Genomic DNA, 15,494 nt, shown 5'->3' on the forward strand with positions numbered 1-15,494 from the left:
CAGATGGCTAAGCAACCGGGATTAGATTTTCAAAGTGCCAAGGGTGGACTAGGCGAACTGAAGCGCAGACTTTTGTTTGTTATCGGTGCGCTGATTGTTTTCCGTATCGGCTCTTTTATTCCGATCCCTGGTATTGATGCCGCTGTACTTGCCAAATTGCTCGAGCAGCAAAGAGGTACCATCATTGAAATGTTTAACATGTTCTCTGGTGGTGCCCTTAGCCGTGCTTCAATCTTTGCTCTGGGGATCATGCCGTACATTTCTGCATCGATCATTATCCAGCTGTTAACCGTGGTTCATCCAGCGTTAGCAGAAATAAAGAAAGAAGGGGAGGCTGGCCGTCGTAAGATTAGTCAGTACACCCGTTACGGTACGCTGGTATTGGCAGTGTTTCAGTCGATCGGTATTGCTACCGGTCTGCCGAACATGCCTGGTATGCAAGGTCTGGTGTTAAATCCAGGCTTTGCGTTCTACTTTACTGCAGTTGTGAGCTTAGTGACCGGGACAATGTTCCTGATGTGGCTGGGTGAGCAAATTACTGAACGAGGTATCGGTAACGGTATTTCAATCATTATCTTTGCAGGTATCGTAGCGGGTCTCCCGCCAGCAATCGCCCATACTATCGAACAAGCTCGGCAAGGCGACCTGCACTTCCTCCTGTTGCTGTTGGTTGCAGTTTTAGTGTTTGCAGTGACTTTCTTTGTGGTGTTTGTTGAACGTGGTCAACGTCGTATCGTCGTTAACTATGCTAAACGCCAACAAGGTCGTCGTGTCTATGCAGCACAGAGCACGCACTTACCGTTGAAAGTGAATATGGCCGGGGTTATCCCAGCAATCTTCGCTTCCAGCATTATTCTGTTCCCTGCCACGATTGCATCATGGTTTGGGGGCGGGACTGGTTGGAACTGGCTGACTACGATTTCGCTGTATTTGCAGCCTGGGCAACCGCTTTATGTGTTACTCTATGCGACTGCAATCATCTTCTTCTGTTTCTTTTATACTGCGTTGGTGTTCAACCCGCGTGAGACAGCAGATAACCTGAAGAAGTCCGGTGCATTTGTACCAGGAATTCGTCCGGGAGAGCAAACGGCGAAGTACATTGATAAAGTGATGACTCGTTTAACCTTAATTGGTGCGATGTATATTACTTTCATCTGCCTTATCCCGGAGTTCATGCGTGACGCGATGAAAGTTCCATTCTACTTTGGTGGTACTTCTCTACTGATCGTAGTCGTCGTTATCATGGACTTTATGGCTCAAGTGCAAACTCTGATGATGTCAAGTCAGTACGAGTCTGCATTGAAGAAAGCAAACCTGAAAGGCTATAACCGCTAATCTGGTGAGTTTGCGAAGTTACGGAGAGTAAAAATGAAAGTTCGTGCTTCCGTCAAGAAATTATGTCGTAACTGCAAAATTGTTAAGCGTAACGGTATCGTTCGCGTAATCTGCAGCGCAGAACCGAAGCATAAACAGCGTCAAGGCTGATTATCTCGCATATTTTTCTTGCAAAGTTGGGTTGAGCTGGCTAGATTAGCCAGCCAATCTTTTGTATGTAAGCAGCAATACTATTTGAGTATCCTGAAAACGGGCTTTTCAGAATGGTATTGCCGTATATAAATAGTAGGAGTGCATAGTGGCCCGTATAGCAGGCATTAACATTCCTGATCAGAAACATACCGTGATCGCATTAACTTCGATCTACGGCATCGGCAAAACCCGCTCACAGTCTATCTGTGCTGCATCAGGTATTGCTGAAAATGTTAAGATCAGTGAGCTGTCTGAAGAGCAAATCGAAAAACTGCGTGACGAAGTTGCCAAGTTCATTGTTGAAGGTGATCTGCGTCGTGAAGTCACCCTGAGCATCAAGCGTCTTATGGACCTTGGAACTTATCGTGGTTTGCGTCATCGTCGTGGTCTTCCAGTACGCGGTCAGCGTACCAAGACTAACGCACGTACCCGTAAGGGTCCGCGTAAACCGATCAAGAAATAATCGGGGTGATTGAATAAATGGCAAAGGCACCTGTTCGTACACGTAAACGTGTAAGAAAACAAGTCTCTGACGGCGTGGCTCATATCCATGCTTCTTTCAACAACACCATTGTTACCATTACCGATCGTCAGGGTAATGCTTTGGGTTGGGCAACAGCTGGTGGTTCCGGTTTCCGTGGTTCTCGTAAATCCACTCCGTTCGCAGCTCAGGTTGCAGCAGAGCGCTGCGCTGACGCAGTGAAAGAATACGGTATCAAGAATCTGGAAGTTATGGTTAAAGGACCTGGTCCTGGTCGTGAGTCTACTATCCGCGCATTAAACGCGGCTGGTTTCCGCATCACTAATATTACTGATGTGACTCCTATCCCTCATAACGGTTGTCGTCCGCCGAAAAAGCGTCGCGTATAACGCTGCTTTTAGGTTTGTTGGAGAGAGAAAATGGCAAGATATTTGGGTCCTAAGCTCAAGCTTAGCCGTCGTGAGGGCACAGATTTATTCCTTAAATCTGGCGTTCGCGCGATCGATACCAAGTGTAAAATTGAACAAGCTCCTGGTCAGCATGGTGCGCGTAAACCGCGTCTGTCTGACTATGGTGTACAGTTACGTGAAAAGCAAAAAGTTCGCCGTATCTACGGTGTTCTGGAGCGTCAGTTCCGTAACTATTACAAAGAAGCAGCACGCCTGAAAGGCAACACCGGTGCAAACCTGTTGCAACTGCTTGAAGGTCGTTTGGACAACGTAGTTTATCGTATGGGCTTCGGCGCTACTCGTGCGGAATCCCGCCAGTTAGTTAGCCACAAAGCTATCATGGTAAACGGTCGCGTTGTTAACATCGCTTCTTATCAGGTATCTCCGAATGACGTTGTCAGCATCCGTGAGAAAGCTAAAAAGCAATCTCGCGTGAAGGCCGCTTTGGAGTTGGCTGAACAGCGTGAAAAGCCGACTTGGCTTGAAGTTGATGCTGCTAAGATGGAAGGTGTGTTCAAGCGTATGCCTGAACGTACTGATCTGTCTTCCGACATTAACGAACACCTGATCGTCGAGCTTTACTCCAAGTAAAGCTTAGTACCAAAGAGAGGACACAATGCAGGGTTCTGTGACAGAGTTTCTAAAACCGCGCCTGGTAGATATCGAGCAAGTCAGTTCGACGCACGCCAAGGTGACCCTTGAGCCTTTAGAACGTGGCTTTGGCCATACTTTAGGCAACGCACTGCGCCGTATTCTGCTTTCATCCATGCCGGGTTGCGCGGTGACCGAGGTTGAGATTGATGGTGTACTGCATGAGTACAGCACCAAAGAAGGCGTACAGGAAGATATCCTGGAGATCCTGCTCAACCTGAAAGGGCTGGCGGTGAGAGTTCAAGGGAAAGATGAAGTTATTCTTACCCTGAATAAGTCTGGCATTGGCCCTGTGACTGCAGCCGACATTACCCATGATGGTGATGTCGAAATCGTCAAGCCGCAACATGTCATCTGCCACCTGACCGATGAGAACGCTGCTATCAGCATGCGTATCAAAGTTCAGCGCGGTCGTGGTTATGTGCCGGCGTCTGCCCGAATTCATTCGGAAGAAGATGAGCGCCCAATTGGTCGTCTGTTAGTAGATGCATGCTACAGCCCTGTAGAGCGTATTGCCTACAATGTTGAAGCAGCGCGTGTAGAACAGCGTACTGATTTGGACAAGCTGGTTATCGAAATGGAAACCAACGGTACGATCGATCCTGAAGAGGCGATCCGTCGTGCGGCGACCATTCTTGCTGAACAACTTGAAGCTTTCGTTGATTTACGTGATGTACGTCAACCGGAAGTCAAAGAAGAGAAGCCGGAATTCGATCCAATCCTGCTGCGCCCTGTTGACGATCTGGAATTGACTGTCCGCTCTGCTAACTGCCTTAAGGCAGAAGCAATCCACTACATCGGTGATCTGGTACAGCGTACCGAGGTTGAGTTACTTAAAACACCTAACCTGGGTAAAAAATCTCTTACTGAGATCAAAGACGTACTTGCGTCCCGTGGTTTGTCTCTGGGCATGCGCCTGGAAAACTGGCCACCAGCAAGTATTGCTGACGAGTAACCGGATCACAGGTTAAGGTTTTACTGAGAAGGATAAGGTCATGCGCCATCGTAAGAGTGGTCGTCAACTGAACCGTAACAGCAGCCACCGACAGGCTATGTTCCGTAACATGGCCGGCTCTTTGGTTCGTCATGAGATCATCAAGACGACCCTGCCGAAAGCGAAAGAGCTGCGTCGCGTTGTTGAGCCGCTGATTACTCTTGCCAAGACCGACAACGTTGCAAATCGTCGTCTGGCATTCGCCCGTACTCGTGATAACGAGATCGTGGCAAAACTGTTTAATGAACTGGGCCCGCGTTTCGCGAGCCGTGCCGGTGGTTACACTCGTATTCTTAAGTGTGGCTTCCGTGCAGGCGACAATGCGCCGATGGCATACATCGAGCTCGTTGATCGTGCAGAGTCAAAAGCAGAAGTAGCAACTGCTGAATAATCTGTAGATGCATGAAAAAACCGGGCTTTTGCCCGGTTTTTTTACATCTGAATTTTAGTGCCCCACTTCTTTTTCTTACCGCAATATTTGTCCTGTGTTTCTTCCTCTTTTAAGCCAGTCAGTCAGAGACTATGATTCACAATGATTCGTTCTGATGAGTAGAGGAAAATCATGTTTTTGATTGATCAATGGGTTGAAAAGCACATCAAAGATGCTCAGGAAAAGGGCGAGTTTGATAATCTGCCCGGAAGCGGACAACCCCTTGTTCTGGATGATGACAGCGCTGTTCCGGATGAGCTCAGAACCTCCTATCGTATCCTCAAAAATGCGGGTTACTTACCCCCGGAATTACAGGATCGAAAGGAAGCAATCGAACTGGATCATTTGCTGCAAACATTAGGCAGTGATGACCCGAACTTTGCGCCCACTGAAAAGCGACTGAAAGTCTTGCAGTTACGTTTACAGCAAGCCGGAATGAATACTGATTTCCTTCACGGGCATTACGAAAATGCACTGATAGATAAATTCAAAGGTAAATAGACATGTATAAAATTGGTGAGCTTGCCAGCCTGGCAAATGTATCCACAGATACCGTCCGCTACTACGAAAAGCAGGGGATGATGAGTGCGGGGACACGTAATCCCTCGGGTTACCGTCAATATGACGACAGTGATGTGCAGCGGTTACGATTTATTCGCTATGCCAAATCGACGGGTTTTACACTCGATGCGATTAAGGAGTTACTTTCGATTCGGATCGATCCTCTGCATCACACCTGTCAGGAATCAAAATCCATCGTAGATGAAAGACTTGCCGAGGTTGAGTTGAAATTAAAAGAGCTTAATCAGATGCGCGAATCGTTGCAGAGACTCAGTGCCGCCTGCTGCGGCTCCGCGCATACCAGTGTAAGTTGTTCTATTTTGGAAGCACTGGAAGATGGTGCTGGAAAAGTTGCATGAGCCTTCGCACCTGTTTATAAACCGCTTTCACAGTAATAATTATCGCAGTATGATGTGCGCGTATTTTGTTCAACATGTATGACAATAATCGAGGTTATATGTCCCACTATAAGCACCAGAAAGGCACTATTCAGGATAACGCATTGCAGGCACTTCTTCATGACCCGCTGTTTAAACAGAGAGTTGAGAAAAATCAGAAGGGGAAAGGGAGTTATCGGCGCAAAGAAAAAAATGGCAAGGGGAGTTATCTGGAGGGCAGTGTTGAGTGTTCGCTTGAGTATTCAACACTGCCCTTCTAAAAAGTCTTCGCAGAGAGGGCTTACAGTTTTGGTGTCTGCTGTTCTTTCAGTAAATCGCGAATTTCCGCTAACAGAGTTTCTTCCGCAGTAGGTTTTGGTGGTGCAGCGGGTTTGTCTTCCTGCTTACGACGCATTTTGTTCATCAAGGTAATTGCGCAGAATATAGCCAGTGCGACGATGACGAAATCAAAAATATTCTGAATAAATACCCCGTAATGCATGACTACGGCGGGTGTTGCTCCCTGAGCATCCCTGAGTACGAAAGCAAACTGCTTAAAATCGACCCCACCAATCAGTAAACCCAGTGGCGGCATAATAATATCTGCGACAAATGACGATACTATTTTGCCAAATGCGGCCCCGATGATAACACCGACAGCCAGGTCGACCACGTTGCCACGCATGGCAAACTCACGAAACTCTTTCATAAAACTCATAAATACTCCTTGGCAAATTCATCAAATATAACAAACCAAGTAAAGACCATTTGTGGTGTCTTCGCTACAAAAGTTCTTACCCAAAGCCTGATTAACGCTAAATCCGATTAACAGTGACACACGAATTATAAGAAGAATGGGCTTGGCTGGAACAGGCGCTCTACATCCCTGACAAATTTCTTGTCGGTGATGAACATCACCACGTGATCACCTTGTTGGATCCGGCTGGTACCGTTAGCAATGATTACGTCATTTCCGCGGACAATCGCCCCGATAGTCGTGCCGGGCGGCAGTTTGATTTGCTCTACAGTACGGCCAACAACTTTAGATGTTGTCTCGTCACCGTGTGCAATGGCTTCAATCGCTTCAGCGACACCACGCCGCAGGGATGAAACGCTGACTATGTCCGCTTTCCTGACGTGTCCCAGCAACGCAGAGATGGTTGCCTGCTGGGGTGAAATTGCTATATCGATAACGCTGCCCTGAACCAAATCGACATACGCGCTGCGCTGAATGAGTACCATGACTTTTTTGGCACCCATGCGCTTGGCAAGCATGGCCGACATGATATTGGCTTCGTCATCATTGGTAATTGCAATGAACACATCGACTTGTTCAATATGCTCTTCGGCCAACAGTTCCTGATCGGACGCATCGCCATAGAAAACAATGGTGTCCTGCAGGATTTCCGCAAGCTCAGCGGCACGTTGTTGATCACGTTCGATCAGTTTTACGCTGTAGTTTTTTTCCAGCCGTTGTGCCAGACCCGCGCCGACATTACCGCCACCTACAATCATGATTCGCTTATAAGGCTTTTCCAGCCTCTGAAGCTCACTCATGACTGCACGGATATGCTGAGAAGCGGCCACAAAGAAAACTTCGTCACCAGCCTCAACGATGGTAGAACCCTGCGGACGGATGGGACGATCCTGACGGAAAATCGCGGCTACACGGGTTTCAATATGCGGCATATGCTCACGCATTGAAGACAGCGCGTTGCCCACTAACGGCCCGCCGTAGTAGGCCTTTACTGCGGCAATGCTGACTTTCCCTTCAGCGAAATTCACCACCTGCAATGCACCCGGATACTCAATGAGTTTGTAGATGTAATCCGTCACCAGTTGTTCTGGCGAAATCAGGTGATCAATCGGCACGGCTTCCGGATGGAAGAGCTTTTCGGATTCACGGATGTATTCGGTTGAACGAATGCGGGCAATACGATTGGGGGTATTAAAAAGCGAGTAGGCGATCTGACACGCCACCATATTGGTTTCGTCCGAATTGGTCACAGCGACCAGCATATCGGCATCTTCCGCACCGGCCTCTCGCAGTACGCGCGGATGTGAACCGTGACCCTGGACGACCCGCAGGTCGAATTTATCCTGAAGCTGACGCAGCCGGACGGTATTCGTATCGACAACCGTGATGTCGTTGTTCTCACCCACCAGGTTTTCGGCGAGTGTTCCGCCAACCTGCCCGGCCCCGAGAATTATTATTTTCATATGACTCTCTGCTTTGCCTCGAAGGTATCAGCCTGCGTAAAAAGCACTAATACAAGATGATCAGCTTTTGATGAGTTTAGCGTAATAGAAGCCATCGCCATCTTCAGCATGGGGAAGATTTTGTCGGCCAGGTTTTTCCGCCGTTCCGGTTTCAACCAGCGTTGCCTCCGGATGAGATGCCAGAAACGCGGCGATTTGCTGGCAATTTTCATCTGGCAAAATTGAGCAGGTGGCGTAAACCATGACACCCTGGCTTTTTAATCGTGGCCAGACAGCTTCAAGAATTTCTCTCTGAAGCTTCGCCAGTTCGGCAATATCGCTGTCCCGGCGCAGCCATTTGATATCAGGGTGTCGGCGAATAACACCGGTCGCTGAGCAAGGGGCATCAAGCAAAATCCGATCGAAGAGGCGATCACCGGCCCACGCCTGCGGCTCACGGCCATCACCTTGTTTCACTTCTGCACTCAGTTTCAGGCGCTGCAGATTTTCATGAACGCGTTTCAAACGCTGCTCATCCACATCAATTGCGAGAACATGTGCTTTTGGTGCAGCTTCCAGAATGTGAGTTGTTTTACCGCCAGGCGCACAACATAAATCGAGGATCAATTCGCCATTCTGCGGATCCAACAGATCAACACTGCCCTGCGCCGAAGCATCCTGTACGGTGACCCAGCCTTCAGCAAAACCAGGAAGCAGGTTCACCTGGCAAGGTGTCATCAGCCTTAATGCATCGCTGTACTCATGATGCGGCATGGCTTCAATCTGGGCTTCATTCAGCAGATGCAGGTATTCTTCGCGGGTATGGTGCATTCTGTTGACGCGCAACCACATTGGTGGCCTTTGATTGTTTGCTTCAATAATCGCTTCCCAATCAGCTGGATAGGCTTTTTTCAGGCGGTTAAGCAGCCAGCTTGGGTGAAGATAACGGCTGTCATTGTTGGCCATGCGGGGCAGTAATTCTTCCTGCTGTCGCTGAAACTGACGTAAAACACCGTTGATAAGGCCTTTAAGCTGAGGACGTTTCAGTGCCACGGCACCGTTCACAGTTTCAGCAAGAACGGCATGCGCCGGAATACGGGTGTGGATTAACTGATACAGGCCAACCATCAGCAAGTAATGCAAAGTTCTTTGCTTACCAGTGAGAGGTTTTGCCATCAGTTGCTGCAAACACCATTCCAGCTGAGGAAGAACCCGAAGCGTACCAAAACACAGTTCCTGAAGGAGTCCGCGATCTTTTTCTGAGACATTTTTTTGCAGACCAGGAAGCACGGTAGACAAGGATAAACCTTTGTCCAGAACCTGACTGATGGCTTGGGCGGCAATGCTACGGAGATTATAGGCTGTTTTCATAGTCAAAAAAGCTGACCGGAGCCAGCATCATCAGAGAGATAAGGCCCGACGAAATATCGGGCGTAGTCGTTATGGTCAGGCTAAACAGGTGCCTTCGGTAAACCATTCGCGACGAGAGTTCAGCAAGTCTTGTGCAGACATCGCTTTTTTACCCGAAGGTTGTAGCTGGGTAATGTTCAGGATCCCGTCGGCCGTCGCAATCTGAATGCCTTTTTTGTTGGCAGACACAATGGTTCCGGGAGCCGCACTGCTTTTCTCTGACAAACATTCCGCCTGCCAGACTTTAACCGGTTGTTCTTCAATCATGAAAAAGCTGACAGGCCAGGGATTAAACGCGCGAATACAACGCTCGAGTTGTTCAGCGGATAAGTTCCAGTCTAAACGGGCCTCTTCCTTGCTCAGTTTTTCAGCGTAAGTGACGTGTTCTTCGCTTTGAACTTCCGGTCTGGCGGTACCGTTTGCCAACTGCTCAAGAGTTTCCAGCATGCCTTGCGGGCCAAGTTCGGCCAGCTTGTTATAAAGCGATGCGCTGGTGTCTTCGGGCAGGATGTCACACTCGACTTTATGCAACATGTCACCGGTATCAAGCCCGACATCCATCTGCATGATCGTGATGCCTGTTTTGGCGTCGCCAGCCCACAAAGAACGTTGGATCGGCGCGGCGCCACGCCAGCGCGGCAGCAAAGAGCCGTGCACATTGATGCAGCCCAGTTTCGGCATATCCAGCACTGCTTTAGGTAAAATCAAACCATAAGCAACAACAACCATGACATCAGCCTCTAACGAGGAAACCAGCGATTGGTTTTCTTCAGGGCGTAACGATTTAGGTTGGAAAACAGGAATGTCGTGGGTTTGAGCCAGAACTTTTACCGGGCTTGCGGTGAGTTTATTTCCGCGGCCAGCCGGGCGATCAGGCTGAGTGAAAACACCGACAACCTGATGTTCTGATGATAAAAGCGCGTCGAGATGACGCGCTGCAAAGTCGGGAGTACCGGCAAATATGATTCGCAAAGCAGTGTCCTGTGTTACACGAATATTAGTCAGCCCGTGCGTTCAGCTTGGCCATTTTTTCCATTTTCTGGCGAATACGCTGACGTTTCAGTGGAGACAAATAATCCACGAACAATTTGCCCACCAGATGATCCATTTCATGCTGGATACAAATTGCCAGCAAGTCATCAGCTTCCAGTTCGAAGGATTTGCCTTCACGGTCAAGTGCGCGAATTTTAACTTTTTCCGCACGTGGCACCAGCGCCCGTTGATCCGGGATCGACAGGCAGCCTTCTTCAATCCCCGTTTCGCCGCTCTTTTCCAGCAATTCCGGGTTGATGAGAACCAGACGCTCGTCGCGATTTTCAGAGACATCAATAACGATGATCCGTTGGTGAATGTCGACCTGAGTAGCAGCAAGACCAATGCCTTCCTCTGCATACATGGTTTCAAACATATCATCCACGATCTGCTGGATTTCGGCGTTAACTTCTTTGACCGGTTTTGCAGTTATGCGAAGCCGCTCGTCTGGGAAATGTAATATCTGTAATACGGACATATTTTTCTGGATCTTTATTCAATTGATTGAAGATATATAGACTCTATTCTAGACATTTCCTGCCCCGATTGACAGCATCCTCTGCCAATTGAATCAGTCGCCGAAAGGCATTGAGAAGGGAAAGGACAATGACATTACAGGAAGTATGGATACGTTTATCTGCGGTGAAACGCCTCGGTGCAAGACATGCCCTTGAGATCGTTCAGGCATTATTTTGTCGCGGAACGTATTCCCCGTCAGCGTTACCCGTCTGTGGTCTTTCAGCCGAACAGGTCGCAGACTTTCAGCATCTCAGTCAAAAGTGGGTGTCAGCATCTCTGCGATGGCTGGAAGGGGACAACCGCCACCTGGTGACGTTCGGCAGCGCGTTGTATCCGCCGCTGCTGGCACAAATATCCTCCCCACCTTTAATGTTGTTCGTCGAAGGCACCGCTGACCTGCTCCAGTCTGCGCAAATCGCAATGGTGGGTAGCCGAAATTTCACGCACTACGGCGAACAATATGCTCAGGTTTTTGCCGGTGGCCTTGTCAGCAGCGGTTTTACCGTCACCAGCGGACTGGCAATGGGGATTGATGGCATCAGCCACAGGGCAACATTAGAGGCTCAGGGGAAGACGATTGCGGTACTGGGCAGCGGACTGCTGAACCGTTATCCACTCCAGCATGCAAAGCTTGCGGACCATATCCTTGAGCAGGGAGGGGCTCTGGTCTCTGAGCATCTGGTAACGGCTCCGCCTTTAGCTGCTCATTTCCCCCGGCGGAACCGTGTGATTAGCGGGTTAAGTGCCGGTGTGCTTGTGATTGAGGCAACGTTGCGCAGCGGGTCACTGATTACCGCGCGTTATGCGCTGGAACAGGGAAGAGAAGTTTTCGCGTTACCCGGCCCGTTGGGAAGTGCCACCTCAGAAGGCACGCACTGGCTGATTCAGCAGGGGGCGTATCTGGTGACGGCACCCAATGATATCGCTGAACAGATAGGAAGCGGGCTGACGTGGTTTCCCAATATCCAGTCTTCAGAGTCTTATAAACGGACACCGGCGAAACGATTAACGGCGTCAGAGGCGATTATTTGTGCATCAGATAGCGAAGTTGAATTGCCATTTGCTGATGTGTTGGCTAACGTAGAATATGAGGTGACATCTGTTGACGTCGTCGCCGAACGTGCCGGCCAACCTGTGCCAGAAGTGGTAGGTAAACTACTCGAGCTGGAGTTAGCAGGATGGATCGCAGCTGTATCCGGCGGCTATGTCCGAATTAAGAGGGCAAGCCATGTTCGACGTACTAATGTACTTATTTGAAACTTACATTCACAACGAAGCGGAGATGAATGTTGACGAGGATAGGTTAACGGATGACTTGACCGAGGCTGGTTTTCACCGGGCCGATATTCACAATGCGCTGAATTGGCTTGAAAAACTTGCGGATATGCAAGAGGGTGGAACCCCATCTTATATGCTGGATTCTGATCCTTCAGCATTGCGTGTTTACACCGATGAGGAAACAAGTCGGATAGATTGCAGTTGTCGTGGTTTTCTGTTGTTCCTTGAACAGATCAAAGTATTGAATTTCGATACCAGGGAGATGGTTATCGATCGTGTTATGGCTCTGGACACTGAGGAATTTGATCTTGAGGATCTGAAATGGGTCGTGCTGATGGTTCTGTTTAATATTCCCGGATATGAAAGTGCGTATCAGCAAATGGAAGAGCTATTATTTGAAGTTAATGAAGGTTATCTCCATTAAGAGATAACAGGTAAAACGTAACCTATGACAAAAGCAGCACTTTTTGCTGAGAAGCAAAATGGATCCTGTCCAGAATGCGGGGCCGGTTTGGTGATCCGTAGTGGTCGCCACGGCCCTTTTCTCAGTTGTTCATCCTATCCACAATGCCAATATATTCGTCCCCTGAAATCACAGGCAGATGGTCATATTGTGAAAATTCTGGAGGGACAAGCATGCCCTAAATGTGAATCTACTTTAGTGCTGCGTCAGGGCCGCTATGGAATGTTTATTGGCTGCAGTCAGTATCCTGAATGTGACCATATTGAAGCCATCGATAAACCTGAAGAAACCAGCCTCGGATGCCCGCAATGTGGAAAAGGTCATTTACTACAACGAAAATCACGTTTTGGTAAAGCTTTCCACGCCTGTGACCGTTACCCGGATTGCCAGTTTGCTATCAACAATAAGCCGGTGGCGGGTGAGTGCGAACATTGCCACTACCCCTTATTGATGGAAAAGAAAACGGCTCGGGGAATAAAGTTATTCTGTGCCAGTAAATTGTGCGGTAACGCCGTCGAAATAAAAGATAACGAACAAGATGAATAAAGAAACAGAAAATACATTAAGCACAGTGCTTGAAGCGCTGCGCGGGCAACAAGTCATTGCGTATCCGACAGAAGCAGTATTCGGTCTGGGTTGTGATCCTGACAGTGAACAAGCAGTAGAGGCCCTTCTGGCACTTAAAAAGCGGCCTAAAGATAAAGGACTGATTCTGATTGCTGACAGCTACCAGCAACTCCTTCCCTATATCGATGACTCATCATTAACTGAGCAGCAACTTCAGCATATTTGGTCATTCTGGCCCGGCCCGGTCACCTGGGTGATGCCGGCGAAGCCATCGACACCAGACTGGTTAACTGGCCGTTTCAGCTCGCTGGCCGTCCGTGTCACCGATCATCCCCTGGTAAAAGAACTCTGCCAAAAGTTTGGCAAACCGCTGGTGTCCACCAGTGCCAATCTGAATGGCCAGCCGCCGTGCCGACTTTCCGACGAGGTCAGACGCCAGTTTGGCAATGTTTTCCCGGTGCTGAATGGCCATGTGGGAGGAAGAGACAATCCATCTGAAATCAGGGATGCCATTACCGGCAACCTTATTCGTCAGGGCTAAACAATGAAAGTCACGCCATCCTTTGCAGTATTTGGGAATCCTATCGGCCATAGTAAATCCCCGCGTATTCATGCGCTGTTTGCCAGCCAGACGGGAATTGATCACACCTATGGTACGGTTCTGGCTCCGCATGAAACGTTTGAAGAAACGCTGCGATCCTTTTTTGAAGGCGGCGCGCGTGGTGCCAATATTACTGTCCCTTTCAAAGAGCGTGCTTTTGCACAATCTGATGAGCTGACGGAACGTGCTGCGCTGTCCGGAGCGGTTAACACCCTCAAAATATGTGAGGATGGGCGACTGCTTGGGGATAACACGGATGGCATCGGTATGCTGAGTGATCTGGAGCGGCTGGCGCTTTTGCAGCACGGCAACCGGGTTTTACTGGTCGGTGCGGGTGGTGCCGCGCGTGGGGTGATCCTTCCTCTGTTGTCTTATGGCTGTTCAGTGATCGTCACAAACCGGACGTTTGAACGGGCGCAGCAACTGAGCCATATTTTCGAAGAAAAAGGAGACATCCGGGCGGTAGCATTAGTGGATCTGGCTGATGAATCTTTCGATCTGATTATTAACGCCACAGCATCGGGTATCAAAGGTGAGATCCCGGCGATCCCCGAAAAAGTACTGACAGCCCGGACTCGCGTCTACGATATGTATTATCAGGCAGGATTAACGCCTTTTATTGCGTGGGCTATAAATAATGGGGTAACCCGTTATGCCGACGGATTGGGCATGCTGGTGGGGCAGGCGGCTCATGCTTTCTATTTATGGCATGGCGTGATGCCGGAGATAGAACCTGTGCTGGAACAGCTAAAGGAAGATTTGCTGGGATAACCGGTAATGCCTGAACAGTCCGGATTCATTACTGTTCAGGCAACGCACTTCTTTATTGTTCTTGCGACAGATAGAGATCTTTCCATGTCACATAGTTATTAGAAGAGTACGTCAGTCCTGCGAGTTCTTCAGAGGTCAGCTCCCGTATCTGCTTAACGGGGCTGCCTAAATAGAGGTAGCCACTTTCAAGCGTCTTGCCCGGTGGAACCAGGCTACCGGCACCAATCATGACATCATCTTCTACAATCGCCCCGTCCAGCAAAATGGATCCCATCCCGACCAGAACCCGATTTCCGATTGTGCAGCCATGCAACATTGCTTTATGTCCGACAGTAACATCTTCCCCAATAATTAGAGGATAGCCCTCGGGATTGTGTCGTGACTGATGGGTCACATGTAGCACACTGCCATCCTGAACATTGGTTCTGCAGCCGATCACGACATTATTCACATCACCACGTATGACAACTAACGGCCAGATGCTGACATCATCCGCAAGATCCACATCGCCAATGACCACACTGGAGGGATCAACCATGACTCTTTCGCCCAATGTGGGTGTTAATCCCTGATAAATACGTAAAGCCTCAGACATCTGTAAGTACCCCATAAGTGAGTTATAACCTTGGCAATATAGTTCGGGTCAGAGGAAATACCAATTTGGACCCGCTGAGATCGGTGTCAAAACCAGCGGATCGGGTGAGATCTCCGCGAAAGGGTCGAAAAACACGCAGTCGATCCTTTTATTGGAAAAAAGGCTTGTGCAAAAAATTCGGATCCCTATAATGCCGCTCCATCGACAGGGAACAACGTGAACAACATCACGAAGTAACCGGGTCGGAAAGATTAAAAACAGTGATGACCGGATGAAATAAACGGTTGACACTGAATGAGGAAAGCGTAATATACGCCACCTCGAGTTAGCAAGCGAAAGCGCGTAACTCACTGCTCTTTAACAATTTATCAGACAATCTGTGTGGGCACTCACAAGACGATATCAGCCACTTCGGTGGCAAAAAAATATCAAGTCTTAGAGTGACCAAGCAGTAATTCATTTAGTTGAATTATTACGAAGTAATCTTTGAGCACCGCTTCACTTGTTGAAGCAAATCGAACTTTTAATTGAAGAGTTTGATCATGGCTCAGATTGAACGCTGGCGGCAGGCCTAACACATGCAAGTCGA

General features: G+C 48.8%; 21 protein-coding genes and 1 rRNA gene. 16 read left to right on the plus strand and 6 right to left on the minus strand.

The features are described 5' to 3' along the window. Positions 1–3: 3 nt before the first annotated feature. The 10 genes from secY (at position 4) to EDF78_RS11675 (ending at position 5,751) form a co-directional block, all read left to right on the plus strand. A complete protein-coding gene (gene secY, locus EDF78_RS11630; RefSeq protein WP_014333605.1) occupies positions 4–1,335 on the plus strand; it encodes a preprotein translocase subunit SecY in 1,332 nt (443 codons plus the stop codon). 33 nt (positions 1,336–1,368) lie between these two features. Next, a complete protein-coding gene (rpmJ, locus tag EDF78_RS11635; RefSeq protein WP_012768118.1) occupies positions 1,369–1,485 on the plus strand; it encodes a 50S ribosomal protein L36 in 117 nt (38 codons plus the stop codon). Positions 1,486–1,633: 148 nt separating this feature from the next. Then, entirely contained in the window at positions 1,634–1,990 is a 357-nt protein-coding gene (rpsM, locus tag EDF78_RS11640) for a 30S ribosomal protein S13 (RefSeq protein ID WP_013573704.1), read from the plus strand. A 17-nt stretch (positions 1,991–2,007) separates the two neighbouring features. After that, positions 2,008–2,397, plus strand: coding sequence for a 30S ribosomal protein S11 (rpsK, locus tag EDF78_RS11645; protein WP_004929731.1), 390 nt, complete (start codon positions 2,008–2,010; stop codon positions 2,395–2,397). Positions 2,398–2,427: 30 nt separating this feature from the next. Further along, entirely contained in the window at positions 2,428–3,048 is a 621-nt protein-coding gene (gene rpsD / locus EDF78_RS11650; RefSeq protein WP_095923750.1) for a 30S ribosomal protein S4, read from the plus strand. Positions 3,049–3,073: 25 nt separating this feature from the next. Further along, a complete protein-coding gene (rpoA, locus tag EDF78_RS11655; RefSeq protein WP_002919219.1) occupies positions 3,074–4,063 on the plus strand; it encodes a DNA-directed RNA polymerase subunit alpha in 990 nt (329 codons plus the stop codon). Between the two features lie 40 nt (positions 4,064–4,103). Next, complete coding sequence (gene rplQ / locus EDF78_RS11660; RefSeq protein ID WP_013573706.1) at positions 4,104–4,493, plus strand: 50S ribosomal protein L17; 390 nt, start codon at positions 4,104–4,106, stop codon at positions 4,491–4,493. A 171-nt stretch (positions 4,494–4,664) separates the two neighbouring features. Next, on the plus strand, positions 4,665–5,033 hold the full coding sequence (locus EDF78_RS11665; RefSeq protein ID WP_095923749.1) for a DUF1992 domain-containing protein: 369 nt from the start codon (positions 4,665–4,667) through the stop codon (positions 5,031–5,033). Between the two features lie 2 nt (positions 5,034–5,035). After that, positions 5,036–5,452: a Zn(2+)-responsive transcriptional regulator gene (gene zntR / locus EDF78_RS11670; RefSeq protein WP_095923748.1), complete on the plus strand. Its 417-nt coding sequence runs from the start codon at positions 5,036–5,038 to the stop codon at positions 5,450–5,452. Positions 5,453–5,550: 98 nt separating this feature from the next. Beyond that, positions 5,551–5,751 (plus strand): ribosome alternative rescue factor ArfA, encoded by a 201-nt coding sequence (locus tag EDF78_RS11675; protein WP_095923747.1) that lies wholly within the window; start codon positions 5,551–5,553, stop codon positions 5,749–5,751. 20 nt (positions 5,752–5,771) lie between these two features. Here the strand turns inward: EDF78_RS11675 and mscL are convergent, their stop codons facing one another. The 5 genes from mscL to def all read right to left on the minus strand — a co-directional run bounded on the left by mscL (position 5,772) and on the right by def (position 10,589). After that, positions 5,772–6,188, minus strand: coding sequence for a large-conductance mechanosensitive channel protein MscL (gene mscL, locus EDF78_RS11680; RefSeq protein WP_095923746.1), 417 nt, complete (start codon positions 6,186–6,188; stop codon positions 5,772–5,774). 125 nt (positions 6,189–6,313) lie between these two features. Then, complete coding sequence (gene trkA, locus EDF78_RS11685; RefSeq protein WP_095923745.1) at positions 6,314–7,690, minus strand: Trk system potassium transporter TrkA; 1,377 nt, start codon at positions 7,688–7,690, stop codon at positions 6,314–6,316. A 60-nt stretch (positions 7,691–7,750) separates the two neighbouring features. After that, entirely contained in the window at positions 7,751–9,040 is a 1,290-nt protein-coding gene (rsmB, locus tag EDF78_RS11690; RefSeq protein ID WP_131693880.1) for a 16S rRNA (cytosine(967)-C(5))-methyltransferase RsmB, read from the minus strand. Between the two features lie 75 nt (positions 9,041–9,115). Beyond that, positions 9,116–10,075, minus strand: coding sequence for a methionyl-tRNA formyltransferase (gene fmt / locus EDF78_RS11695; protein WP_208294474.1), 960 nt, complete (start codon positions 10,073–10,075; stop codon positions 9,116–9,118). A gap of 1 nt (position 10,076) precedes the next feature. After that, complete coding sequence (def, locus tag EDF78_RS11700) at positions 10,077–10,589, minus strand: peptide deformylase (protein WP_119825222.1); 513 nt, start codon at positions 10,587–10,589, stop codon at positions 10,077–10,079. 128 nt (positions 10,590–10,717) lie between these two features. Here def and dprA point away from each other — a divergent pair, with 128 nt between their 5' ends. From dprA to aroE, 5 genes are read left to right on the plus strand one after another with little or no spacing between them, the layout of a single operon-like run. Beyond that, on the plus strand, positions 10,718–11,887 hold the full coding sequence (dprA, locus tag EDF78_RS11705; protein WP_133823140.1) for a DNA-protecting protein DprA: 1,170 nt from the start codon (positions 10,718–10,720) through the stop codon (positions 11,885–11,887). Beyond that, the gene (locus tag EDF78_RS11710) at positions 11,859–12,332 is read left to right on the plus strand and encodes a DUF494 family protein (protein WP_133823141.1); all 474 of its coding nucleotides are present in this window, start codon (positions 11,859–11,861) and stop codon (positions 12,330–12,332) included. The genes dprA and EDF78_RS11710 overlap by 29 nt, the downstream gene beginning before the upstream one ends. 24 nt (positions 12,333–12,356) lie before the next feature. Next, positions 12,357–12,917, plus strand: coding sequence for a type I DNA topoisomerase (locus tag EDF78_RS11715; RefSeq protein ID WP_095923739.1), 561 nt, complete (start codon positions 12,357–12,359; stop codon positions 12,915–12,917). Beyond that, the gene (gene tsaC / locus EDF78_RS11720; RefSeq protein WP_133823142.1) at positions 12,910–13,479 is read left to right on the plus strand and encodes an L-threonylcarbamoyladenylate synthase type 1 TsaC; all 570 of its coding nucleotides are present in this window, start codon (positions 12,910–12,912) and stop codon (positions 13,477–13,479) included. The genes EDF78_RS11715 and tsaC overlap by 8 nt, the downstream gene beginning before the upstream one ends. Before the next feature lie 3 nt (positions 13,480–13,482). After that, positions 13,483–14,310, plus strand: coding sequence for a shikimate dehydrogenase (aroE, locus tag EDF78_RS11725; RefSeq protein ID WP_133823143.1), 828 nt, complete (start codon positions 13,483–13,485; stop codon positions 14,308–14,310). A gap of 52 nt (positions 14,311–14,362) precedes the next feature. On the opposite strand, the gene EDF78_RS11730 is transcribed toward aroE, so the two are convergent. Beyond that, positions 14,363–14,905: a gamma carbonic anhydrase family protein gene (locus tag EDF78_RS11730; RefSeq protein ID WP_095925230.1), complete on the minus strand. Its 543-nt coding sequence runs from the start codon at positions 14,903–14,905 to the stop codon at positions 14,363–14,365. Between the two features lie 524 nt (positions 14,906–15,429). Between EDF78_RS11730 and EDF78_RS11735 the strand changes: the two genes are divergently transcribed. Continuing rightward, positions 15,430–15,494: ribosomal RNA gene (locus EDF78_RS11735) — 16S ribosomal RNA — on the plus strand; the annotation flags it as partial.

Source organism: Rahnella sp. BIGb0236, assembly GCF_004364755.1.
In the GTDB taxonomy this organism is placed as follows: domain Bacteria; phylum Pseudomonadota; class Gammaproteobacteria; order Enterobacterales; family Enterobacteriaceae; genus Rahnella; species Rahnella victoriana.

What these genes read in the sequence shown, in the direction of transcription:
- rpoA (WP_002919219.1), top strand. Translation starts at nt 3,074, where the DNA reads ATGCAGGGTTCTGTGACAGAGTTTCTAAAACCGCGCCTGGTAGATATC.
- EDF78_RS11715 (WP_095923739.1), top strand. Translation starts at nt 12,357, where the DNA reads ATGACAAAAGCAGCACTTTTTGCTGAGAAGCAAAATGGATCCTGTCCA.
- secY (WP_014333605.1), top strand. Translation starts at nt 4, where the DNA reads ATGGCTAAGCAACCGGGATTAGATTTTCAAAGTGCCAAGGGTGGACTA.
- zntR (WP_095923748.1), top strand. Translation starts at nt 5,036, where the DNA reads ATGTATAAAATTGGTGAGCTTGCCAGCCTGGCAAATGTATCCACAGAT.
- rpsD (WP_095923750.1), top strand. Translation starts at nt 2,428, where the DNA reads ATGGCAAGATATTTGGGTCCTAAGCTCAAGCTTAGCCGTCGTGAGGGC.
- tsaC (WP_133823142.1), top strand. Translation starts at nt 12,910, where the DNA reads ATGAATAAAGAAACAGAAAATACATTAAGCACAGTGCTTGAAGCGCTG.
- EDF78_RS11730 (WP_095925230.1), bottom strand. Translation starts at nt 14,905, where the DNA reads ATGTCTGAGGCTTTACGTATTTATCAGGGATTAACACCCACATTGGGC.
- rpsK (WP_004929731.1), top strand. Translation starts at nt 2,008, where the DNA reads ATGGCAAAGGCACCTGTTCGTACACGTAAACGTGTAAGAAAACAAGTC.
- rsmB (WP_131693880.1), bottom strand. Translation starts at nt 9,040, where the DNA reads ATGAAAACAGCCTATAATCTCCGTAGCATTGCCGCCCAAGCCATCAGT.
- rplQ (WP_013573706.1), top strand. Translation starts at nt 4,104, where the DNA reads ATGCGCCATCGTAAGAGTGGTCGTCAACTGAACCGTAACAGCAGCCAC.
- aroE (WP_133823143.1), top strand. Translation starts at nt 13,483, where the DNA reads ATGAAAGTCACGCCATCCTTTGCAGTATTTGGGAATCCTATCGGCCAT.
- trkA (WP_095923745.1), bottom strand. Translation starts at nt 7,690, where the DNA reads ATGAAAATAATAATTCTCGGGGCCGGGCAGGTTGGCGGAACACTCGCC.
- mscL (WP_095923746.1), bottom strand. Translation starts at nt 6,188, where the DNA reads ATGAGTTTTATGAAAGAGTTTCGTGAGTTTGCCATGCGTGGCAACGTG.
- rpmJ (WP_012768118.1), top strand. Translation starts at nt 1,369, where the DNA reads ATGAAAGTTCGTGCTTCCGTCAAGAAATTATGTCGTAACTGCAAAATT.
- EDF78_RS11665 (WP_095923749.1), top strand. Translation starts at nt 4,665, where the DNA reads ATGTTTTTGATTGATCAATGGGTTGAAAAGCACATCAAAGATGCTCAG.
- def (WP_119825222.1), bottom strand. Translation starts at nt 10,589, where the DNA reads ATGTCCGTATTACAGATATTACATTTCCCAGACGAGCGGCTTCGCATA.
- EDF78_RS11710 (WP_133823141.1), top strand. Translation starts at nt 11,859, where the DNA reads ATGTTCGACGTACTAATGTACTTATTTGAAACTTACATTCACAACGAA.
- dprA (WP_133823140.1), top strand. Translation starts at nt 10,718, where the DNA reads ATGACATTACAGGAAGTATGGATACGTTTATCTGCGGTGAAACGCCTC.
- EDF78_RS11675 (WP_095923747.1), top strand. Translation starts at nt 5,551, where the DNA reads ATGTCCCACTATAAGCACCAGAAAGGCACTATTCAGGATAACGCATTG.